Origin of the sequence: Streptomyces sp. NBC_01298, assembly GCF_035978755.1 — a bacterium.
Lineage (GTDB): Bacteria > Actinomycetota > Actinomycetes > Streptomycetales > Streptomycetaceae > Streptomyces.
In genome coordinates this window covers 5,175,563-5,197,424 of record NZ_CP108414.1, presented here as the reverse complement: position 1 = coordinate 5,197,424, position 21,862 = coordinate 5,175,563, and the positions used below count along the sequence as shown (strand labels likewise).

Sequence of the window (21,862 nt, the reverse complement as noted above, 5' to 3'; positions counted from 1 at the left end):
CGGGCTCACATCCGGAAGACGCCGAAGCCGCCACGGGCGCCCTCGACGGGGGCGTTGTGGACGGCCGAGAGGCACAGGCCGAGGACGGTGCGGGTGTCGCGGGGGTCGATGACCCCGTCGTCGTACAGCCGTCCGGACAGGAACATCGGCAGGGACTCGGACTCGATCTGCGCCTCCACGAAGGCGCGCATGCCGGCGTCGGCCTCTTCGTCGTAGGGCTGTCCCTTCGCGGCCGCGGACTGGCGGGACACGATCGAGAGCACGCCGGCGAGCTGGGCGGGGCCCATGACGGCTGACTTGGCGCTGGGCCAGGCGAAGAGGAAGCGGGGCTCGTAGGCCCGGCCGCACATGCCGTAGTGGCCGGCGCCGTAGCTGGCGCCGATGAGGACGGAGAGGTGCGGGACCTTCGAGTTCGATACCGCGTTGATCATCATCGAGCCGTGCTTGATGATGCCGCCCTGCTCGTACTCCTTGCCGACCATGTAGCCGGTGGTGTTGTGGAGGAAGAGGAGCGGGATGTCGCGCTGGTTGGCGAGCTGGATGAACTGGGCCGCCTTCTGCGATTCCGCGCTGAAGAGCACCCCTTGGGCGTTGGCGAGGATGCCGACCGGGTAGCCGTGCAGGCTCGCCCAGCCGGTGACCAGGCTGGTGCCGTAGAGGGGCTTGAACTCGTCGAAATCGGAGGCGTCGACGATCCGGGCGATGACCTCGCGGGGGTCGAAGGGGGTCTTCAGGTCGGCCGGGACGATCCCGAGGAGTTCCTCCGGGTCGTGGAGGGGTTCCTCGGCGCGCGGCGGATCGGCCTGGGCCTTGCGGTGGTTGAGGCGGGCGACGACGCGGCGGGCCTGGCGGATGGCGTCGTGCTCGTCGAGGGCGTAGTAGTCGGCGAGGCCGGAGGTCCGGGCGTGCATGTCGGCTCCGCCGAGGGACTCGTCGTCGCTCTCCTCGCCGGTGGCCATCTTGACGAGCGGCGGGCCGCCCAGGAACACCTTGGAGCGGTCCTTGATCATGATGGTGTGGTCGGACATGCCGGGGATGTACGCGCCTCCGGCGGTGGAGTTGCCGAAGACGACGGCGATGGTGGGGACGCCGTCGGCGGAGAGCCGGGTGAGGTCGCGGAAGATGGCGCCGCCCGGGATGAAGATCTCCTTCTGGGAGGGGAGATCGGCGCCGCCGGACTCTACGAGGCTGATGCAGGGGAGCCGGTTCTGGCGGGCGATCTCGTTGGCGCGGAGCGCCTTCTTCAGGGTCCAGGGGTTGGAGGCGCCGCCGCGGACCGTGGGGTCGTTGGCCGTGACCAGGCACGGGACGCCCTCGACGGTGCCGATGCCGGTGACCATGGAGGCGCCGACCGGGTAGTCGCTGCCCCAGGCGGCGAGCGGGGACAGCTCCAGGAAGGGGGTGTCCGGGTCGAGGAGCAGCTCGACGCGCTCGCGGGCGAGGAGCTTGCCGCGGCTCTTGTGGCGGGCCGTGTACTTCTCGCCGCCGCCGGCGAGGGCGGTGGTGTGCGCGGCATCGAGCTCGGCGAGGCGTTCCAGGGCGGCCGTACGGGCCTGCGCGTGCTCGGGGGCGAGCGGGTCGACGGCACTCTTGAGGCGGGTCACGGGGTCCCCTCCGGGGTGGTGGTTACGGGGGGCTCGGCGGGGGGCTCCGCAGGCGGTTGCGGCAGGGCTGCGGGCGGGCCCGCCGGCGGTTGCGGCGGCACCGCTGCGGGCGCCACCACCGGCCGTTGCGGCACGGCCGCGGGCGCCTCCGCCGGCCGTTGCGGCACCGCTGCGGGCGCCACCACCGGCCGTGGCGGCACCGCTGCGGGCGCGCCCGCCGGCCGTTGCAGCAGGGCTTCGGGGATGTCCACGTGGCGGGAGCGGAGCCATTCGCCGAGGCCCTTGGCCTGGGGGTCGAACCGGTGACCGGAGGCCACGCCGTCGCCGAGGATCCGGGTGACGGTGAAGTTGAGGGAGCGCAGGTTCGGGAGTTCTGCGCGGGCCACTTCCAGTGGGGCCGCTTCGGGGAGCAGCGCCTTGAAGGCTTCGACGGTCAGGGTGGTGCGGAGCCACTCCCAGGCGGGGCCGGTCTCGGCCCACACCCCGACGTTGGCGTCCCCGCCCTTGTCTCCGCTGCGGGCCCCGAAGAGGGTGCCCAGCGGCACCCGGCGGGTGGGGACGGTCGGAGCCTGCGGCTCAGGCGCGGTCGGAGCCTGCGGCTCAGGCGCGGTCAGAGCCTGCGACCCGGGCGCGGTCAGAGCCTGCGACCCGGGCGCGGTCAGAGCCTGCGACCCGGGCGCGGTCAGAGCCTGCGACCCGGGCGCGGTCAGAGCCTGCGACCCGGGCGCGGTCAGAGCCTGCGACCCGGGCGCGGTCAGAGCCTGCGACCCGGGCGCGGTCAGAGCCTGCGACCCGGGCGCGGTCAGAGCCTGCGACCCGGGCGCGGTGGGCCCTGCGGGGCTTTCCCCCGCCCCGCCCCTTCCCGAAACCGGGGGCTGCGCCCCGGCCCCTTCGGGGGCTCCGCCCCCGGACCCCCGCTCCTCAAACGCCGGAGGGGCTGGATTTGGTGCCGGCGAGGCCGGCATCGCGATCCGGGTGCCGTCCGCGAGGACCGCCGTGTGGGGGGCCTGCGCGGAGGGGAGGGCGGTCGCGGTGAAGACTCCGTACGGCTGGGCCGGGGAGGGTGGGGCCGTGACGTGGAAGCCGGGGTAGCTGGCCAGGGCCAGTTCGATGGCCGCCGAGGTGAGGGCGCGGCCCACCCGGTCGGGGGAGGGGTCCCGGACCACCAGGCGGAGCAGCGCGCTCGCGGTCTCCTCCGTCTCCGCGTCCGCGTGGTCCGTACGGGACAGCGTCCAGGAGACGGAGGAGACCGGCGCGAGCAGTTCGGCCAACTGCTCCCGCACCAGCGCGGCCTTCGCGTCGATGTCCAGGCCCGTCAGGACGAAGACGACCTCGTTGCGCCAGCCCCCGATGCGGGTCACGCCCACCTTCAGGGTGCCGGGCGGGGCCTCCCCCAGGACCCCGGAGATCCGGACCCGGTCCGCGCCCGCCTCCGACAGCCGGACCGTGTCCAGGCGGGCCGTCACGTCGGGGCCGAGGTAGCGGGTTCCCTGGGTTTCGTAGAGGAGTTGAGCCGTGACCGTACCGACGGAGACGATGCCGCCCGTGCCCCGGTGCTTCGTGATGACCGACGAGCCGTCTTCCGCGATCTCCGCCAGCGGGAACCCCGGGCGGGACACGTCGTGCCGGGTGAAGAAGGCGTAGTTGCCGCCCGTGGCCTGGGTGCCGCACTCCAGTACGTGGCCCGCCACCACCGCCCCGGCCAGCCGGTCGTGGTCGTCCGGCGCCCAGTCGAACCACCAGGCCGCGGGCCCGCTGACCAGCGCCGCGTCCGTGACCCGGCCGGTCACCACCACGTCCGCGCCCGCCCGCAGGCAGGCCGTGATCCCGGCGCCGCCGAGGTAGGCGTTCGCGGTGAGCGCGCTCTCCCCGGACGGAAGCGGGTACGGCATCAGGTCGTCGCCCTCGACGTGTGCGACCGCGACCGGGACCGACAGCTTCGCGGCGAGCGCGCGGACCGCTCCGGCGAGTCCCGCCGGGTTCAGGCCGCCCGCGTTCACGACGATCCGTACGCCCCGCTCGTGGGCGAGGCCGAGGCACTCCTCCAGCTGGCGCAGGAAGGTTTTGGCGTAGCCGAGTTCCGGGTTCTTCAGCCGGTCGCGGCCGAGGATCAGCATGGTCAGCTCGGCCAGGTAGTCCCCGGTCAGCACGTCGAGGGGGCCGTCCGTCAGCATCTCGCGCAAGGCGTCGAAGCGGTCTCCGTAGAAGCCCGACGCGTTGCCGATGAGGAGGGGGCGACGGGTCATCGGGAGGCCCCCGGCGTGCGTCCCGGGCCCGCCGGGCCCGCGAAGGCCTGGGCGATGTCGAGCCAGCCGTCGGCGTCGGGGCCGGACGCCGTCAGCGCCAGGTCGGCGCGGTGGGCGCGCTGCGTGACCAGCAGGCAGAAGTCGAGCGCCGGGCCGGTGACCCGCTGCGGGGCGTCCTCGGGACCGTACGTCCACACCTCGCCCGGGGCTCCCGGAGCCGTCAGCTCCACCCGGAACTCCCCCGCCGGTGCCGGCAGGCCCCGGACCGCGTAGGCGTAGTCCCGCGCCCGTACGCCGATCCGTGCCACGTGCCGCAGCCGGGCCGTCGGTGTGCGGCGCACCCCGAGCGCGTCCGCCACGTCCTGGCCGTGCGCCCAGGTCTCCATCAGGCGGGCGCTCCCCATCGACGCGGCTTTCATCGGCGGCCCGTACCAGGGGAACTTGGCGTCGGGCGAGGCCGCGGCGAGGGCACCGTCGAGGGCCGCGCGGCCCTCCCGCCAGCGGGCGAGCAGCTCGGCGGGGGCCAGCGCGGCGCCCTCCTCGGCGCCCGCGTCGACGAAGGAGTCGGGTGCCTTCAGGGCCTCCTCGACCAGCCCCGCGAAAGCGGCGGGGTCGGTGAGCGCGAGCAGCGCGGCCCGGTCGGTCCAGTGCAGGTGGGCGATCTGGTGGGCGAGGCTCCAGCCGGGTGCCGGCGTGGGCTTCGCCCAGTCGGGGGCCGGCAGTTCCCCGACCAGGGAGTCGAGGTCCCGGCCCTCCTCGCGGAGGTCCGCGAAGACGGCGAAGACGGCGAACACGGTGGAGACCGTGGAGACGGTGGGGACGTTCTCGACAGCGGACGGATCGGGCACGGGTGCGCTCCCCTTCTCGGCGTGAGGGGAAGCGTGGCAGCCGCCAGGAAAACAATCAAGCGTGCTTGCATTTATTTTTGACGAAGGAACGCGGGCGGGCGGCACGGGACTTGGGCGGCACGTGGTGCGCGGCGCGGACGGGCGCAGCGAGGTTCGCCCTCTAGGAAGATTGGTCCAGACCTTCTAGGGTGAGCGCGGTCCTTCCGCACACTGTCGCCTCGGGGTGGTAGATGGTCACGCGCCGGTCCCTGCTCGTTCTCGCCGGTCTGAGCGCGGGCGCGGCCGCCCTGCCCTCCGTACCCGCGCTCGCCGCCGGGCGCGGGTACGGAGGGCCGGTCATCGAGCTCCCCGCCCCCACCTCCCGGCGGCCGGTGGGCACCGTCGAACTGCACCTGGTCGACCACGACCGCGCCGACCCCCTCGCCCCGGACCGCCGGCCGCGCGAACTCATGGTCCAGCTCTGGTACCCCGCCCTCACCACCGCCGGCTTCCCCCGGACCCCGTACGCCACGAGCCGGGTCGCCGCCGCCCTGGAGACGGGCCTGCCCCTCGAGCCCGGCACCCTGGGGGCTGTACGCCCGCACGCCCGGACCGGCGCCCCGCCCGTGCCGGGGCCGCTGCCGCTGGTGCTGCTCGGGCACGGGCGCAAGGGCGGCCGCAGCAACTGCACGGCTCTGGCCGAGGAACTCGCCTCGTCCGGGTACCTGGTCGCGGGCATCGACCACACCTACGACGCCGCGGTCGTGGAGTTCCCCGACGGCCGGGCCGTCCTCAGCGTGCTGCCCGAGGAGTCGGACGACTGGGACCGCCAGGAACGCCTCGAAATCACCACCCGCGTCGGTGACTTGCGGTTCGTGGCCACGACCCTGACCCGTCGGCGGAGGTCGCTCCGCGCGGACCCGCACCGGATCGGCGTCGTAGGGCATTCCATGGGCGGAGCCGCCGCCGCCGAACTCCTGCGCGTGGACGACCGCTTCGCCGTCGGGGTCGGCCTCGACGGCGCCCTGTTCGGCTCGCCGGTGGCCGACCTCGGACTGGACCGCCCGTACCTGCTGCTCACCGCACTGGAGGACCACGACACCTGGCGGCGCTGGCGCGAGCACCAGCGCGGATGGGGCCGCCAGTTGCGGGTGCGCGACACCGGGCACCTCACCTACACCGACCTACCGCACTTCGCCGGTCCCGGCGGCCTGGCGGAGACCTGGCCGCCCGACCTGTACGCCGAACTGCTCGGAACCCTGGACCCGGCCCGCTCGACCGAACTGATCCGGACCTACACCCGCCTGACCCTCGACCGGTTCCTGAAGGACCGGCCCTCCCCCCTGCTGAACAGCCCCTCCCCGCGCTACCCCGAGGTCGACTTCCGCTGGACGCGCGGCTGACGAGCACGACGCCGCCGCCGCCCGCCGCGAGCGCCGGATCCGCTTGCGCGGGACGTACGACCGCGGCGAGGATCCCCGTCAAGGCCGGGCACAAGGACATGGACGGGGAAGAGGGACATGGGCGGGGACATGGGCATGGGCGGGGACACGGGCATGGACGGGGGCATGGGCATGGAAGACGGGGACGGCGACACGGACCGGGACACGCACAGGGACGAAGGCGTGCTCGCGGGCTCCCTCAAAGGCGTGATGTTCGACTTCTCCGGCACCCTCTTCCGCGTCGAGCCCACCGAGGACTGGCTGCGCGCGGTCGTGACGGACACCGGCATCGACCTGCCCGAGGCCGAACTCACCGCCCTGGCGGCCCTGCTCGAAGCGGCGGGCGCCCTGCCCGGCGGAGCCTCGCCACAGCGGCTGCCGGCCCGGCTCGAGCCGCTGTGGCGGGAGCGGGACCTGAGCCCCGAGCAGCACCGGGCCGCCTACACCGCCCTCACCCGGGAGGTGCCGCTGCCCTCCCCGGAGCTGGCCGACGCCCTCTACGGCCGGCACTGGACCCCCGCGGCCTGGCGCCCCTACCCCGATACCGCCGCCACGCTCGCCGCCCTGCACGAGCGGGGCGTCCCCGTAGCCGTCGTCAGCAACATCGGCTGGGACCTGCGCCCCGTCTTCCGCGCCCACGGGGTCGACCGGTTCGTCGACGCGTACGTGCTGTCCTTCGAGCACGGAGTCCAGAAGCCCGATCCCCGCCTGTTCCGGGTCGCCTGCGAGGCCCTCGGGGCGGCGCCCGCGGACGTGCTCATGGTCGGTGACGACGCCGTCGCGGACGCCGGGGCCGCGGCGCTGGGGTGCCCGGTCCGGCTGGTCGCACACCTGCCGGTGGAGCAGCGGCCGAGCGGGCTCGGCTCAGCGCTCGGGCCGCTCGGGCTGCTCTGACGGCCGCCCCCGTCAGCCGGCAGCGCCCTCGACCGCCCGCCGGCTGAAGTCCATCGTCCAGTTGTGGACCCAACCCGCGCCCCCGTCGGCCGAGAAGAACTGCTCCCAGCGCGGGGAGTCCGTCCCCGCGCCCGTCCGCGACCACACGAAGCGCACCCGGACCGCCTTGCCCTCGTAGGTGTCCTCGCCCTCGAAGACGCCCGTCCCCGTCGTCGCGTCGAACCGTCCCGTGACGGGAGGGAAGAGCGTCCCGGTGCGCCGGCTGGCCCAGTTGAGGGTCCACTGCTCGCGCTCGGGGTCGTAGAGGCGCAGGGTCATTCCCGCGAACCCCTTCGTCGGGAACTCGATCTCGTCGAAGCTCGCGGCGCCGTCGAAGTGCCGCGTGGCCCGGGACACCGCCGGGAACTCCTCCCAGCCGCTGTCCGCGTCCAGGAAGTCCGCGAGCCAACGGTTGGTGACGTCCCAGGTGCCGGCGAAGAAGTCGAAGTCGTTCACGTGCGGTCTCCCCAAACTGTTCTCCGTGCTGATGGGGGAACCGTAGGAGCACTTCACTGACATCCTGTGTCAGTGAAGTCAGCGAAGTCAGCGCAGTGCAAGTGAAGTCCAGCCGACTGCTCTCGATCCTGCTCCTGCTCCAGACCCGGGGCCGGATGACCGCCGCCGAGCTCGCCGGGGAGCTGGAGGTGTCGGTCCGTACGGTCTACCGCGACGCGGAGGCGCTGGCGGCCTCCGGCGTCCCGCTGTACGGCGACGCCGGACACAGCGGCGGCTACCAGCTCCTCGACGGCTACCGCACCCGCCTCACCGGGCTGGCCCCGGGCGAGGCGGAGGCCCTCTTCCTCACCTCGATGCCCGGCCCGGCCGCCGAACTGGGCCTGGGCCGGGCCCTGTCCACCGCCCAGCTGAAGCTGCGCGCCGCCCTGCCCGCGGAGCTGCGTGCGCAGGCCGACCGGATGCGGCTGCGCTTCCACCTGGACGCGCCCGGCTGGTACGCGGAGCACGAGGAGACCCCGCACCTGGCGCGGGTCGCCGACGCGGTGTGGCGGGGGCGGGTCGTCGAGGTGCGGTACCGGCGCTGGAAGGCGCCCCACGAGGTGGACCGGCGGCTGGCCCCGTACGGGCTGGTCCTGAAGGCCGGGCGCTGGTACCTGGTCGCGGGCACGGCGGCGGAGCCGGGTACGGCGGCCGAGCCGGGCACGACGGCCGAGCCGGACACGACGGCCCCCGCCGGTCCCGCGTACACCTACCGGGTGGACCAGATCCTGGCCGTCCGCGAGACCGGCGAGGAGTGCGCGCTCCCCGACGGTTTCGAGCTGGCCGCCCACTGGCGGCGCACGCAGGCCGAGTTCCACGAGCGGCTGTACCCGGAGGAGGCGGAGGTACGGGTCTCCGCGCGCGCCGCCGCCCGGCTGACCGGCGCCCAGGCCAGGGCCCTGGCCGCCACCGGGACCCCGGACCCCGGACTGCCCGGGTGGACCCGGGCGGTCCTGCCGATCGAGTCGCATGACCACGCGGAGGCACAGTTCCTGGGGCTCGGCGCGGAGGCGGAAGTACTCGCCCCGGCGGCCCTGCGCCGGCGCGTCGGAGCGGCCGCGGCCGCGACGGCGGCCCGCTACGGGGCTGCGGGGGCGGGCCGGGGTGGGGCTGCGGGGGCGGGGGCGGGGGCGGGGCGGGAGCACGGGACGAGTGACGGCGGGTGACGGTTCGCACAGGAACGGTCGAGGCCTTCCCTCCGGCGCGGGCGGCTGGGATGCTCCCCGCATGACGACTCGTCGGATGTACTGCGCGACCGCGGCCCTGAGCGCCCTCGCGCTGGGCGTGGCCATGTTCAGCGGCTGGGGGCAGGACTTCCCGGACGGGGACCAGCAGACCGGGACGCCCGAAACGGCGCAGGTCGAGGCGAACGTCCAGCACGCGGACGTGGCGCCCCTGCCGGTCGGGCCGGCCGGCGACATCATCTGGAGCTGAGCACCGGGGCCGGAATCGCTCCGGCACCGGGCCGAGACCGGACCAGAACCGGCGTGGCCTGAACTCACCCCCGACCACCCCCAGCCGCTCCCCAACCCACCCTGGAACAACAGGAGTCGGTATACCGTCGTCGCCGACCACGACGGGCACGCGGTACGGGGCACGGGAGCTGGAGCGGCATGAGCGTCGACGTTCGCTATCGGGTGGAACGGATCGCGCTGGCCCTGATGTCCATATCGGGCGTCGTGGTCCTGATCGCGGACCTCTTCGGGTGGCTCGACGCGCTCGCTCCGGGCGGCGCGCTCCCCAAGGTGACCCTGCTCATCCTGAGCACGGTCACCGTGTTCCTGCTCCTGGAGATCGACCGCCTGCGCAAGCTCGACGTGGTCGAGGACAAGGTCACCCAGCTCGGCGACACCCTGCGGACGGAGGTCGCCCGGCTCGACGGCAGCCTCCGGGCGAACCTCTCCAAGCTGGACATCGAGACCGTCGCGGAGCAGCTCAGGCAGGAGAACTACCTCGGCGTGATCCAGGTGCACCCGGATTTCCCCGACGCGCGGTTCTGCGCGTTCGTGGAGGACGCCACCCAGGAGGTGGTCATCCTGCAGACCTTCGTCCCCAACCTGGCCCACCTCCAGCCCTCGCTGGAGAAGGCGCTGGTGGACCACGGCATCCCGGTGCGGGTCATGCTCCTGTATCCCTCCTCCCCCGTGGCGGGACTGCGCGACGAGGCGCTGCGCGCCGTACGGGATCCCGCCCTCGCGCTGGACGTGAAGGCCCGGGTGGAAATGTGCCTGGCCGGCCTCGCGGAGCTGCACAGGGCGGTCGGCCCGGCGGGCCGGGCCCTGCTCAGGGTGCGGGTGTACAACTCCCTGCCGTCCATCGCCGTGCACAAGGCCGACGAGCACTTTCTGGTCAGTTCATTCCTGCACGGCCAACTGGCCGTCGACTCCGCCCAGACCGAGATCGACGGCGGTGACACCACGATGGGCCGGCAGGTCCAGCGGGAGCTGGACACGCTGTGGGAGATCGGCCGCGACGTGGCGCTCCCCGACTGGCGGGAGTCGCTCAGGAACATCGTCTGGTGATCCGGCGGCGATCCGGCCCGATCCCCCTCCAGATCCCCACGCAGATCCCCACGCAGAGCCACACCCAGATCCACGGAAAGGTACGGCCATGCACGACTTGGGCGCTCCCGACGCGAAGGGCGCGAAGGACGGGCTGCACGAGCTGGACGGGTTCGAGAACGGGCTGATCGCGCGCTTCGAGGAGCATCCGGTCCTGGCGGGCATCACCCGGCTGCCCGAGGAGGACTTCACCGCGCTCCTCCTCCAGCGGCGCTTCGTATCGCTCGCGTTCACCCCGTCCTACGACCTGGCCATCGACCTCCTGCGCGACGAGGAGGGGCTGCGGATCGCCCGGATCATCCTGCGCGAGGAGTACCCGGGCGCCACGGGCCACGCGCCTTCGCACCGCGAGGACATGACCGAGGACCTGCGCCTGCTCGGAGTGTCCAGGGAGGCCCTGGTGGCGTCGAGGCCGACGGCGGCGACGCGGCGGGCCATCACCGACACCCTCGAACTGATCGCGGACGCGGGCGGCCACGCCGATTCCGACCTGCGGCTGCTGACCTTCCTGCGCTTCTGGGGCGAGGTGCTGGTCTCCGTCGAGTACGCGCGGCTGTGGGAACGGATGGGGCCGCTGTTCACGGGCGGGGGCGGCGGCCGCAACCGTTCGCGGTTCTACCACCCGCACCTGGTCCACGACGCGAAGACGCATTCGCTCGCGACGGTGTCCCTGCTGTCCGACACCCACTCCGACCGGCTGGCGGCGCGGGTGACCGAGCTCCTCGGCCGGGCGGAGGGGGTGGACGGGGCGTCCGGAGCGGCCGGCTTCAGGGAGACCGAGGAGCGGGCCCTGCGGCTCAAGACCGCCTTCTACGATCAGTTCGGCTGAGGCCCCGGCCGCGGTTCCCGCTGCGGATCCAGCCTCGGATCCCGCCGCGGATCCCGCTGGGGCTTCCGCGGGCGGGTCTGCGAGCGGACCGCGCCCATGCTCGCCACGATGACCAGCGCGATCGCCGCCGCGTCGAGCGCCGACAGCGCCTGGTTCAGGATCAGGAACCCGGCCGTCGCGGCGATCGCGGGCTCCAGGCTCATCAGGATCGCGAAGGTCGGAGCCGGGAGCCTGCGCAGGGCGAGCAACTCCAGCGTGTAGGGCAGCACCGAGGACAGCACCGCCACGCCGAGGCCCAGCAGCAGGGTGCTCGGGCGCAGCAGGGCCGAGCCGGCCTCGATCACGCCGAGCGGCAGGGACAGTACGGCCGCCACGGCCATCGCCAGCGCCAGCCCGTCGGCCTGGGGGAAGCGGCGGCCGGTCCGCGCGCTGAACACGATGTACGCCGCCCACATGCCGCCCGCCGCGAGGGCGAAGGCCACGCCCAGCGGGTCGAGCCCGCCGAGGCCGCCTCCGCCGTGGGTGGACAGCAGGACGACTCCGGCCAGTGCCAGCCCTGCCCACAGCAGGTTCAGCAGCCGGCGGGAGACCACGACGGAGAGCACCAGTGGGCCCAGCACCTCCAGGGTGACGGCCGGGCCGAGGGGGATCCGGTCGATGGCCTGGTAGATGAACCCGTTCATGCCGGCCATGGTCACGCCGAACCACACCACGGTCGACCAGTCCGAGCGGGAGTACCCGCGCACCTTGGGCCGGCACACGAGCAGCAGCACCAGCGCGGCCGCGGCGAGGCGCAGCGTGACCACGCCGGCCGCGCCCGCCCGCGGCATGAGCATCACCGCGAGGGCGGCACCGAACTGCACCGAGACGCCCGCCGTGACCACCAGGGCGACCGGGCCGAAGCGGGCCCGGAAGGAGCCGTCCGCGGGGACGGGGGCCGGGGCCGGGGCGGTGGCCGTCGCTCGGGAGGGCTCGGTGCTCGGGGTGGTGCTCGGGGGGCAGGAAGGTGCGGACATTTCTCCAGATTAGGGGGTGAGTAAGGACCATGCGTCCGTGTTTTGCCTTACATCTGGTGTACGTCCGCTTCCGGCAGGCCCCGCTCCAGGCCCTCCGCCAGGACTTCCGCCAGGTGGCGGGCCCGGCCGCCGGCCAGCTGCGCGATCTGGGTCCGGCAGGAGAACCCGTCCGCCAGCACCTCCGTACCCGGCGCCGCCGCCCGCAGCGACGGCAGGAGCTGCTCCTCGGCGCAGGCCACGGAGACCTCGTGGTGGCCGGGCTCGAAGCCGAAGTTGCCCGCGAGCCCGCAGCAGCCGCCGCTGAGCTCTCCCGTCAGCCCGGCGCGCTCGCGCAGCCGGCGGTCGGGGCCGTCGCCGAGGACGGCGTGCTGGTGGCAGTGGGTCTGGCCGGCGACCGGCCGGTCCAGGCGGGGCGGCTGCCAGTGGGGGGCGTACTCCTCCAGGGTCTCGGCGAAGGTTCGGACGGCCGCTGCGAGACGGGGTGCGCGGGGGTCCTCCGGGAGCAGGGCGGGCAGATCGGTGCGGAGCGCTGCCGCGCAGCTCGGTTCGAGGACGGTGACGGGCCCCCGCGGGTCGCCTACGGCGTCCAGGGTGCGGCGCAGGGCCCTGCGGGCGGCGTCGAGGCGGCCGGTGGAGATGTAGGTCAGCCCGCAGCAGACGGGGCCCGCCGGCACGGTGGTCTCCAGGCCGGCGGCCCGCAGCACCCGCAGAGCGGCATGACCTGCCTCGGGAGCGAGGTACTCCGTGAACGTGTCCGGCCACACCGTGACGACGGGAGCGACCCCGCACCCGGGCGCGGCCCCGGCGGGCCCCGGCCCCGGTGGCCCCGCGGAGCGGGCCGCCGCGCGCCACCCGCGGCGGAACGGGGTGCGGGCCAGGCGGGGCAGGGGGCGGGCCCGCTCCAGGCCCGGGACGCGGAGGAAGCGGGAGAGGAGGTTCAGGGGGGCGGCCAGGCGGAGGGCCGCGATCAGGCGGAGCCAGGCCGGCAGCCCGCCCAGGGCGTAGTGGGAGAGCGGGCGCAGCCGGCCCGCCCAGTGGCGCTGGAGGAACTCCGCCTTGTAGGCGGCCATGTCCACCCCCACCGGGCAGTCGCTGCGGCAGCCCTTGCAGCCGAGGCAGAGATCCAGCGCCTCGGCGACCTCCGCCGAACGCCAGCCGTCCCGGATGACCTCCCCGGCCAGCATCTCGTGCAGCAGCCGCGCCCGCCCCCGCGTGGAGTGGCGTTCCTCGCCCGTGGCCCGGTACGACGGGCACATCACCCCCGGCCCCCCGACCTCCGTGGACCGGCACTTGGCGACGCCCACGCACCGCGCCACCTCCCCCGCGAGCCCGGAGGGCGGCAGCACCGCGAAGCGGAGGTTCTCGTCGAGGCGGGCCGGGCGGACCAGGATCCCGGGGTTCATGCCGCCCGCCGGGTCCCAGACCCGCTTGTAGGACGCGAAGAGCCCGATCACCGCGGGCCCGTACATCCGCGGCAGCAGCTCCGCCCGGGCCTGCCCGTCCCCGTGCTCCCCGGACAGGGAGCCCCCGTGCGCGACCACGAGGTCGGCGAGGTCCGAGGAGAAGGCCCGGAAGCGGGCCACGCCGGGCGGCGACACCAGGTCGAAGTCGATCCGCACGTGCACGCAGCCCTCGCCGAAGTGGCCGTACGGGGATCCGCGCAGCCCGTACTCCGCCAGCAGGGCCCGGAATTCCCGCAGGTAGACGCCGAGCCGGGCGGGCGGTACCGCGCAGTCCTCCCAGCCGGGCCAGGCCATCGTCCCTCCCCCAGACTCCGTCCGGGAGGTGCCCCCTGGCATCCGGGTCGCGGTGCCCGCCGCGTCCTCGCGGATTCGCCACAGGGCCCGCTGCGCCGCCGGGTCGGTGACCAGCAGGCCGTCCACCGCGTCGGAGGCCCGCAGCACGGCCCGGGCCGCGCCCTCGTCGCGCATCTCCACGAACAGCCAGGCCCCGCCGCGCGGGAGCCGGGAGGCGGCCCCGCCCACCAGATCGGCGGCCATCCCCTCCACCGTCAGCGGCCCGTACGGCAGCAGCCCCACCGCGGCGGAGGCCGCCGCGCTCTCGTCGGCGTACCCGAGGACGGCCAGCGCCGGGGCGGCCGGCAGCTCGACGAGCCGTACGACCGCCTCGGTGACCACGCCGAGCGTGCCCTCGCTGCCGCAGAACGCCCGGGCCACCCCGGTGCCCCGCTCGGGGAGCAGCGCGTCCAGGCCCCCGTAGCCGGAGATCCGCCGCTGGAAGCCGTCGGCCGGGCCGCCCGCCATGCCGGTGCGCAGGACGGCCAGGTTCCCCGACACCAGCTCCCGCAGCCCGTCGGGCGCGCCCTGCCAGCCGGTGCCGAGCCGGTACCGGGAGCCGCCGTACGCCGTCACCGCCAGTTCGGCGACGTTGTCGGCGGTGGTTCCCCAGGCCACGGAGTGGGCCCCGCAGGCGTTGTTGCCGATCATCCCGCCGAGCGTGCACCGGGAGTGCGTGGAGGGGTCCGGCCCGAAGGTCAGGCCGTGCGGGCGGGCCGCTTCCCGCAGCCGGTCCAGGACCAGGCCGGGCTGGACGACGGCGGTGCGGGCGGCCGGGTCCAGGGAGACGAGGGCGTTCATGTGGCGGGTGAGGTCCAGGACGACGCCGACGCCCGTCGCCTGACCCGCGATGGAGGTGCCGCCCCCGCGCGGGACGACCGGGACCCCGGCCGCGGCGCACACCGCGAGCGCGGCGGCCAGGTCCTCGGCGTCGCGCGGCGCGACCACGCCGACCGGGACGCGGCGGTAGTTGGAGGCGTCCATCGTGGTCAGGGCCCGGGCGGCGGCGCCGAAATCGACCTCCCCGCGCAGGTTCTCCCGCAAGGTCCGTTCGAGTTCACCGGGTGAGGTCACGGCGGACAGCCTGCCACCGCCTCCCGCCCGTCTCCCGGCGGCTCGCGTCTACGCGCGTCATCTCATCGGGTGGACGCGGTTCCGAGGCGTGGACCCTGACCCGATACGCTCGGCTCGTGGCCGAGATCCAGATTCCCGCTGACATCAAGCCCGCCGACGGACGCTTCGGCGCGGGCCCCTCCAAGGTGCGGACCGAGGCGCTGGACGCCCTCGCCGCCACCGGTACCTCCCTGATCGGCACCTCCCACCGCCAGGCTCCGGTCAAGAACCTGGTCGGATCGGTGCGCCAGGGCCTCCGGGACCTCTTCTCCCTCCCCGAGGGCTACGAGGTGATCCTGGGCAACGGCGGCTCCACCGCCTTCTGGGACATCGCGACCGCCGGTCTCATCGAGCGGAAGTCGCAGCACCTCACCTTCGGTGAGTTCTCCTCCAAGTTCGCCAGCGCCGCGAAGTCCGCGCCGTGGCTGGACGCGCCGACGGTGATCTCCTCCGACCCGGGCACCCACCCGGACCCGGTGGCCGAGGCGGGCGTGGACGTGTACGCGTACACCCACAACGAGACCTCGACGGGTGTCGCGGCGCCGATCAAGCGCGTCGCGGGCGCCGACGCGGGTTCGCTCGTCCTGGTGGACGCGACCTCGGGCGCCGGCGGTCTGCCGGTGGACATCACCGAGACCGACGTCTACTACTTCGCCCCGCAGAAGTCCTTCGCCTCCGACGGCGGCCTGTGGCTGGCGGCGTTCTCGCCGGCGGCCCTGGAGCGCGCGGCCCGCGTGCACGCCTCCGGCCGGCACATCCCGGAGTTCTTCTCGCTGCCGACGGCGATCGACAACTCGCTGAAGAACCAGACGTACAACACCCCGGCGCTCTCCACCCTCTTCCTGCTGGACCAGCAGCTGGAGTGGATGAACAGCCAGGGCGGTCTGGAGTTCACGACCGGCCGTACGTCGGCCAGCGCGGCCCACCTGTACGGCTGGGCCGAGGCGTCGAAGTACGCCAGCCCGTTCGTCGCCGACTCCGCCAAGCGCTCGGCCGTCATCGGCACGATCGACTTCTCGGACGACATCGACGCGGCGGCGGTCGCCAAGGTGCTGCGCGCCAACGGCATCGTGGACACCGAGCCCTACCGCAAGCTCGGCCGCAACCAGCTCCGCATCGCGATGTTCCCGGCGATCGATCCGGCGGACGTGCAGGCGCTGACGGCCTGCGTGGACTACGTGATCGAAGCCCTCTGACCCGTACGGTCCGGCGGGCCACCCCCGTCCGACACGCTCTGAAGCCCCCGGTGACGCCTCGTCACCGGGGGCTTCGCGTTGTCCGGACCTCGTCCGCGCCCTGCCCGAAGGCATCCTGAACGAGTGCTGAGGCAGTCCTGAGGCAGTCCTGAAGGACCGGACCCGCGGGTCGGCCCGGAACCCCGGGACTTTGGTCCCAAAAATCGGGGCAAAGAGCCTGCAAACGGAAGATCCCGACCGGCCCCGCCGCCTGCGGATTCACGCCCAGGGACCTTCGGCAGGGACCCTTCCCGGCCCCTCCGAGGACTGCAACCAACCACCCCAGGATGTCCCTCATGTCTGGTGTGCCGGGAACGAACCCCGGCCCGTTCAGGAGGAACCCCCATGCGCAAGGCACTCACCCTCTCGGCGATCGCCCTCGCCTCGTCTATGGCCCTGGCAGCCCCCGCCGTCGCGTTCGCCGCCGACTCCACCCCGACGGCGCCCGTCAGCTCCAGCCCCAGCCCGAGCCCGAAGACCGACGCCGTGGCCCTGAAGCTGTCGGTCTCCTCCGGCAAGCCGGGCGACTCCCTCCAGATGTCGATGGAGGTCCCGGACGGTTCGACGAACCTGTCCATCTCCTCCAAGGCCCTGAACGACGTCAAGATGACCGACGGGCGCGGCGCCACCGCCACGATCGCCAAGGTCGCCGACGGCTCCTACGGCGTCTCCCTCACCGGCACGGGCCCCGACGGCAAGAAGATCCAGGCCACCGCCCAGCTCACGGTCAAGGACGGCAAGCCCACCCCGCCGCCCACCCCGACCACCTCCACGGTCAGCCTGTCCAAGGACAGCGGCAAGCCGGGCGAGAGGATCCAGGTCACCATCAAGACGGCGCCCAACGAGAAGAGCGCCTTCATCAAGTCCGACGCCTTCGGCGGCCAGGTCAACCTGAAGAGCAACGGCAAGGGCACCTGGACCGGCACCGCGGTCGTCGCCAAGGACGTCAAGTCCGGCTACTACGGCGTCGAGGCCTACGCGGGCGGCAAGAAGTTCGACACCGTCAAGTTCTCCACCGACGCCACCGGCCCGGTCACCCCGAAGCCGAAGCCCACCCCGGTCGACCCGAGCCACCACAAGACCCCCAAGGGGTCCGTGAACACCGGCCAGGCTCCGCTCGGCTGGGTCCCCTCGGACGTCGCGAACCATGGCTGAGCGCTCCACCTCTGAAGGCGCCCCCCGCCGGAGCGGCCGCGCACTGCGCGTGGCCGCCCTGGCGGGCGCCGCGGGCCTCACGGCCTTCCTGATCACTTCCTGCGCCTCCGGCGGCGACGCCGGCGGCAACGCGGTCAAGAACGACCCGGCCGACGCCAAGACCGCCTCGGTGCTGAGCGCCTCCGTCCCGGACCGCATCGTGATCCCGGACATCAAGGTCGACGCCCCGCTCGACACCGTCGGACTCGACGCCCAGGGCGCCATGAAGGAGCCCGCCTTCGACAAGCCCGAGGACGCGGCCTGGTACAAGGAGGGCCCGACCCCCGGGGAGAAGGGCGCGGCCGCCATCGTCGGGCACATGGACACCCCGCAGGTGCCCGAGGCCGTCTTCTACAACCTCAAGAAGCTGAAGAAGGACGAGAAGATCGAGGTCCACCGCGACGACGGCTCCACCGCCGTCTTCGCCGTGGACGAGATCGACACCTTCAAGAAGGACCGGTTCCCCACCGACAAGGTCTACGGGGACACCCACGGCAAGGCCGAGCTCCGCGTCATCACCTGCGGCGGCAACCTCACCAAGGACCGCCACTGGGACGCCAACGTCGTGGTGTTCGCGCACCTCGTGGGGAAGGCGTAGCCCGCTGATCGGGCGCTTACTTCGCCACGGCGAAACGCATCAGGGCCTGCTCGTCGCCCGGCTTGATCTTCCCGGTCTCGTTGATGACCTGGAGCTTCCAGCCCGCCCCGTCCCGGATCGCCTTGGCCACGGCGCAGCCGTTGTCGGTGCCGAGCAGGCTCGGCCAGATGTCCGCGACCTGCTGGGTGCTGCCGCCCGTGCCGTCGTACACCTTGAAGCTGATGTTGCGGGCGCTCTGGAAGGAACTGCCCTTCTTGTACGCGGCGGCGACGAAGACGATGGACGTGACGTTGCCCGGTATCCGGGCGAACTCGACGGTCACCGTCTCGTCGTCGCCCTCGCCGTGGCCGGTCTGGTTGTCGCCGCTGTGCAGCAGCGAGCCGTTGCCCATGGGGTCCAGGGAGTCGAGGCCCGCGAGGCGGACCGGGTCCGAGCCCTGCATCGCGATCGCGATCAGGTCCAGGTCGGTCCCGACCTTCCGCTTGAGCTTGCCCAACAGGCCGCCGCTGCTGCCCACGGTGGGGTCCCACGAGACCCCGATGGACAGGTGGGTTACGCCGCCCAGGTCCGCGGGGCCGTCTTCCTTGGTGAGCGTGATCATGCGCAATCCTCACAAATAGCAGTGCGATACCGACTCATGAAGTCTGCCTGAAGCCGGTTCGTTTGCGGAGCCGCTCGACGTACGCGATACCTTCGGGACCTCGGCATCCGGTGTTCCGCGGATGCCGTACGGCGCGATACGGCGCGGTACATCGCAGTGCAGCTTGGAGGCAGCAGCGTGAGCGTGCGAGTGACGGCGGCCCAGGACGGCGTGGACCCCTTCGGCACGGCCCGGCTGCGGCGCGGGGTGCTCGACGCCTGGGGTGCGGGACCGGCCCGGTTCCGTGAGGACGCCAACGCCGAGGAGGACCTGGCGCTCGGCGGCTACCGCGACCGGCTCGTCATCGAGCTCGCGCAGAACGCCGCCGACGCGGCCGCCCGCGCCGGGGTTCCCGGCCGGCTGCGGCTCACCCTGCACGCGGGCACCGACCAGCCCGACGGGCACGCGCTGCTCGCCGTCTCCAACACCGGCTCCCCGCTGGACGCCACCGGCGTGGAATCGCTGTCCACGCTGCGCGCCTCCGCCAAGCGCGACGACTCCTCCGGGAGCGTCGGCCGCTTCGGCGTCGGCTTCGCCGCCGTCCTGGCCGTCTCCGACGAGCCCGCCGTCCTGGGCCGGCACGGTGGCGTGCGCTGGTCCCTGGCCGAGGCCCGCGAGCTGGCCCGGGGGGCCGCCGTCGGCAGCTCCGGACTCGGTGAGGAGCTGCGCCGCCGCGACGGCCACGTCCCGCTGCTGCGGCTGCCGCTGCCCGCCGAGGGAACCGCGCCCGAGGGGTACGACACCGTCGTGGTCCTCCCGCTGCGCGACGCCGCCGCCGAGGAGCTGGCCGGGCGGCTGCTCGCCGCCGTGGACGACGCCCTGCTGCTGACGCTGCCGGGGCTCGCCGAGGTCGTCGTCGACACACCGGCCGGGGGCGTGCGGACCCTGACCCGCCGCGTCGAAGGCCCGTACACCGTCATCGCCGACTCCGCCTCGGACATCAAGCGCTGGCGCACCGTGCGCCACTCCGGCCCCATCGAGAAGGCGCTGCTCGCCGACCGGCCCGTCGAGGAACGGCTGCGGCCCGTCTGGGCGGTGTCCTGGTCCGTGCCCGTCGACGCCGAAGGCGCCCCGGTCCGCCCGGCGACCGCCGCCGTGGTGCACGCGCCGACCCCGACCGACGAACCGCTCGGCATCCCCGCGCTGCTCATCGCGACCCTGCCGCTGGACACCACCCGCCGGCACCCCGCGCCGGGGCCGCTGACCGACTTCCTCGTGGAGCGCGCCGCCGACGCGTACGCCGAACTGCTGGGCTCCTGGGACCCGGTGAGCACCGCGCTCGTGGACCTCGTACCCGGCCCGCTCGGCAAGGGCGAGCTCGACGGGGCCCTGCGCGCGGCCGTCATCGCGCGCCTGCCCCGTACCGCCTTCCTCGCGCCCGCCGCCCCCGCCGAGGCTCCGGCCGAGGGGGAGCCCGAAGAGCGGTCCGCCCTGCGCCCCTTCGAGGCCGAGGTGGTGGAGGGCGCGGGCGCCGACACCGTACGGGTCCTCGCGGAGGTGCTGCCGACCCTGCTCCCGGCCGGGCTGGAACGCCGCCCCGAACTGCGCACCCTGGGCGTGGGCCGGCTGCCGCTGGGCGAGGCCATCGAGCGGATCGCCGGCATCGAGCGGACCCCGGAGTGGTGGTACCGGCTCTACGACAGCCTCGCCGGGGTCGACCCCGACCGGCTCTCCGGGCTCCCCGTGCCGCTGGCCGACGGCCGCACCGCGATCGGGCCCCGGCACCTGCTGCTGCCCGGCGCGGACGCCCCGCGGTCGGGTACCCCGCGTTCGGGGAGTCCGCAGAGCCTGGCGCGGCTCGGGCTGAAGGTGGCCCACCCCGACGCGGTGCACCCGCTGCTGGAGAAGCTCGGCGCGCTCCCGGCGAGCCCGCGCGCCGTCCTGACCACCCCGCAGGTGCGGGCGGCCGTCGCGGCCTCCCTGGACTCCGGGGAGATCTGGGACGAGGACGCCCTCGACCCCGAGGAACTGGCCGACATCGTGCTGGGCCTGGTCCGCGATGCCGAGCTCTCCCCCGGCGACGAGCCGTGGCTGGGCGCGCTCGCCCTGCCCGACGAGGACGGCGAGCCGACCCCGGCCGGCGAACTGCTGCTGCCCGGCTCCCCGCTGGCCTCCGTGGTGCGCGAGGACGAGATCCCGTACGTGGACACCGAGTTGGTCGAGCGCTGGGACGAGCGGACCCTCACCGCCGTGGGCGTCCTCGCCGCCTTCCAGCTGGTCCGCGCCACCGACGTGGTCCTTGACCCCGACGAACTGGAGCCCCGCGACGGGGACTTCGCCGAGCCAGACGATGCCGGTCTGCTCGGCGCCGTCGACGTGTGGTGCGAGGACCTCCTGGACCAGCTGCCCGACACCCCCGTGCCGCCGGTCGCCACCGAGCTGGTGGCCGTACGGGACCTCGACCTGGTCGACGACGACTGCTGGCCCCAGGCCCTGGCCATGCTGGCGCAGCCGCCCTTCCGCGACGCCCTGACCCAGCCCGTGCGGGTCCTGCTCCCGGACGGCACCACCCGCTCCGTGCGCTCGTACACCGCCTGGTGGCTGCGCGACCACCCGGTCCTGGACGGCCGCCGCCCGGCCGGCCTGCGCTCGGCGGGCGGCGACCCGCTGCTGGCGGGCCTCTACACCCCGGCGGACGCCACCGGCTTCGAGGACGAGCAGGTCCTGCGGGCCCTGGGCGTACGCACCACCGTGCCCGCCCTGCTGGAGGAGCCGGGCGGCGCCGCCGAGCTGCTCGGCCGCCTCGCCGACCCGGACCGGGAGGTCGGCGGACGCCAACTGCACGGCCTGTACGGGGCGCTGGCGGACCTGGACCCCGAACAGGTCACCCTGCCCGACGAGCTGCGCGCGGTCGTGGACGGCGAGGTGGTCGTGGTCGACGCGGCGGACGCGCTGATCGCGGACGCCCCGGACCTGCTCCCCCTGACGGCGGGCCTCCCGCTCCTCCCCGTCGCCCCGTCCCGGGCCGCCGACCTGGCGGAGCTGTTCCAGGTCCGGCGCCTCTCGGAGACCGTCCCGGCGGAGGTCACCACCGAGGGCGAGGAGCACGAGGTCCCCGAATCGGTGCACCAGCTCCTGGGCCCGGCCACCCCCAAGAGCTACGTGGAGCACGAGGAACTCCAGGCGGGCGGCGTCGAGCTCGACTGGCGCCGCACCCCGGACGGCACCCTGCACGCCTCCACCCTGGAGGGCGTCGCGGCGGCCCTCGCCTGGGCGGCGGGCCAGTGGCCGCGCCGCTTCGAGGTGGCGGCCCTGCTGGAGGACCCGTCACGGACGGCGGAACTGGAACGGGACCGCTGGTTCGACTAAGACTTGATCGGCAATTCACCAGAG

Annotated in this window: 17 protein-coding genes; 10 read left to right on the top strand and 7 right to left on the bottom strand. The window is 74.0% G+C overall.

The window, feature by feature from the left end; genetic code table 11:
- Window positions 1-5: 5 nt before the first annotated feature.
- Genes OG730_RS23665 through OG730_RS23655 form a run of 3 tightly spaced genes read right to left on the bottom strand, consistent with a single transcriptional unit; the run spans window position 6 to window position 4,644 of the window.
- The gene (locus OG730_RS23665; protein WP_327306112.1) at window positions 6-1,604 is read right to left on the bottom strand and encodes an acyl-CoA carboxylase subunit beta; all 1,599 of its coding nucleotides are present in this window, start codon (window positions 1,602-1,604) and stop codon (window positions 6-8) included.
- A complete protein-coding gene (locus OG730_RS23660; protein ID WP_327306111.1) occupies window positions 1,601-3,850 on the bottom strand; it encodes an acyclic terpene utilization AtuA family protein in 2,250 nt (749 codons plus the stop codon). Before OG730_RS23660 ends, OG730_RS23665 begins: the two co-directional genes overlap by 4 nt.
- The gene (locus OG730_RS23655) at window positions 3,847-4,644 is read right to left on the bottom strand and encodes a TIGR03084 family metal-binding protein (protein ID WP_327309383.1); all 798 of its coding nucleotides are present in this window, start codon (window positions 4,642-4,644) and stop codon (window positions 3,847-3,849) included. Before OG730_RS23655 ends, OG730_RS23660 begins: the two co-directional genes overlap by 4 nt.
- A gap of 284 nt (window positions 4,645-4,928) precedes the next feature.
- Between OG730_RS23655 and OG730_RS23650 the strand changes: the two genes are divergently transcribed.
- Together OG730_RS23650 and OG730_RS23645 are read left to right on the top strand one after the other, a co-directional pair.
- Window positions 4,929-6,080: an alpha/beta hydrolase gene (locus OG730_RS23650; protein WP_327306110.1), complete on the top strand. Its 1,152-nt coding sequence runs from the start codon at window positions 4,929-4,931 to the stop codon at window positions 6,078-6,080.
- 249 nt (window positions 6,081-6,329) lie between these two features.
- Window positions 6,330-7,013: an HAD family hydrolase gene (locus tag OG730_RS23645; RefSeq protein WP_327309382.1), complete on the top strand. Its 684-nt coding sequence runs from the start codon at window positions 6,330-6,332 to the stop codon at window positions 7,011-7,013.
- 12 nt (window positions 7,014-7,025) lie between these two features.
- Here OG730_RS23645 and OG730_RS23640 read toward each other — a convergent pair whose 3' ends face one another.
- Window positions 7,026-7,508: a hypothetical protein gene (locus tag OG730_RS23640; RefSeq protein ID WP_327306109.1), complete on the bottom strand. Its 483-nt coding sequence runs from the start codon at window positions 7,506-7,508 to the stop codon at window positions 7,026-7,028.
- A gap of 101 nt (window positions 7,509-7,609) precedes the next feature.
- Between OG730_RS23640 and OG730_RS23635 the strand changes: the two genes are divergently transcribed.
- The 4 genes from OG730_RS23635 (at window position 7,610) to OG730_RS23620 (ending at window position 10,937) form a co-directional block, all read left to right on the top strand.
- Window positions 7,610-8,713: a helix-turn-helix transcriptional regulator gene (locus OG730_RS23635; protein WP_327306108.1), complete on the top strand. Its 1,104-nt coding sequence runs from the start codon at window positions 7,610-7,612 to the stop codon at window positions 8,711-8,713.
- A 61-nt stretch (window positions 8,714-8,774) separates the two neighbouring features.
- Complete coding sequence (locus tag OG730_RS23630; protein ID WP_327306107.1) at window positions 8,775-8,981, top strand: hypothetical protein; 207 nt, start codon at window positions 8,775-8,777, stop codon at window positions 8,979-8,981.
- Between the two features lie 179 nt (window positions 8,982-9,160).
- Entirely contained in the window at window positions 9,161-10,069 is a 909-nt protein-coding gene (locus OG730_RS23625) for a hypothetical protein (protein ID WP_327306106.1), read from the top strand.
- An 88-nt stretch (window positions 10,070-10,157) separates the two neighbouring features.
- Window positions 10,158-10,937 carry a hypothetical protein gene (locus OG730_RS23620; protein ID WP_327306105.1) on the top strand — a complete coding sequence of 260 codons (780 nt, stop codon included), beginning with the start codon at window positions 10,158-10,160 and terminating at the stop codon, window positions 10,935-10,937.
- Here the strand turns inward: OG730_RS23620 and OG730_RS23615 are convergent.
- Window positions 10,925-11,953: an EamA family transporter gene (locus OG730_RS23615; protein ID WP_327306104.1), complete on the bottom strand. Its 1,029-nt coding sequence runs from the start codon at window positions 11,951-11,953 to the stop codon at window positions 10,925-10,927. The two genes, OG730_RS23620 and OG730_RS23615, sit on opposite strands and share 13 nt — an antisense overlap.
- 47 nt (window positions 11,954-12,000) lie before the next feature.
- The gene (locus tag OG730_RS23610) at window positions 12,001-14,823 is read right to left on the bottom strand and encodes an FAD-binding and (Fe-S)-binding domain-containing protein (protein ID WP_327306103.1); all 2,823 of its coding nucleotides are present in this window, start codon (window positions 14,821-14,823) and stop codon (window positions 12,001-12,003) included.
- A 116-nt stretch (window positions 14,824-14,939) separates the two neighbouring features.
- Here OG730_RS23610 and serC point away from each other — a divergent pair, with 116 nt between their 5' ends.
- The 3 genes from serC (at window position 14,940) to OG730_RS23595 (ending at window position 17,889) form a co-directional block, all read left to right on the top strand.
- Entirely contained in the window at window positions 14,940-16,058 is a 1,119-nt protein-coding gene (serC, locus tag OG730_RS23605; RefSeq protein WP_327306102.1) for a phosphoserine transaminase, read from the top strand.
- A gap of 384 nt (window positions 16,059-16,442) precedes the next feature.
- A complete protein-coding gene (locus tag OG730_RS23600; protein ID WP_327306101.1) occupies window positions 16,443-17,252 on the top strand; it encodes a hypothetical protein in 810 nt (269 codons plus the stop codon).
- Complete coding sequence (locus OG730_RS23595; protein WP_327306100.1) at window positions 17,245-17,889, top strand: class F sortase; 645 nt, start codon at window positions 17,245-17,247, stop codon at window positions 17,887-17,889. The genes OG730_RS23600 and OG730_RS23595 overlap by 8 nt, the downstream gene beginning before the upstream one ends.
- A gap of 16 nt (window positions 17,890-17,905) precedes the next feature.
- On the opposite strand, the gene OG730_RS23590 is transcribed toward OG730_RS23595, so the two are convergent.
- Window positions 17,906-18,490, bottom strand: coding sequence for a TerD family protein (locus OG730_RS23590; protein ID WP_274548219.1), 585 nt, complete (start codon window positions 18,488-18,490; stop codon window positions 17,906-17,908).
- Window positions 18,491-18,667: 177 nt separating this feature from the next.
- Here OG730_RS23590 and OG730_RS23585 point away from each other — a divergent pair, with 177 nt between their 5' ends.
- Window positions 18,668-21,838 carry a sacsin N-terminal ATP-binding-like domain-containing protein gene (locus OG730_RS23585; protein ID WP_327306099.1) on the top strand — a complete coding sequence of 1,057 codons (3,171 nt, stop codon included), beginning with the start codon at window positions 18,668-18,670 and terminating at the stop codon, window positions 21,836-21,838.
- Window positions 21,839-21,862 lie beyond the last annotated feature (24 nt).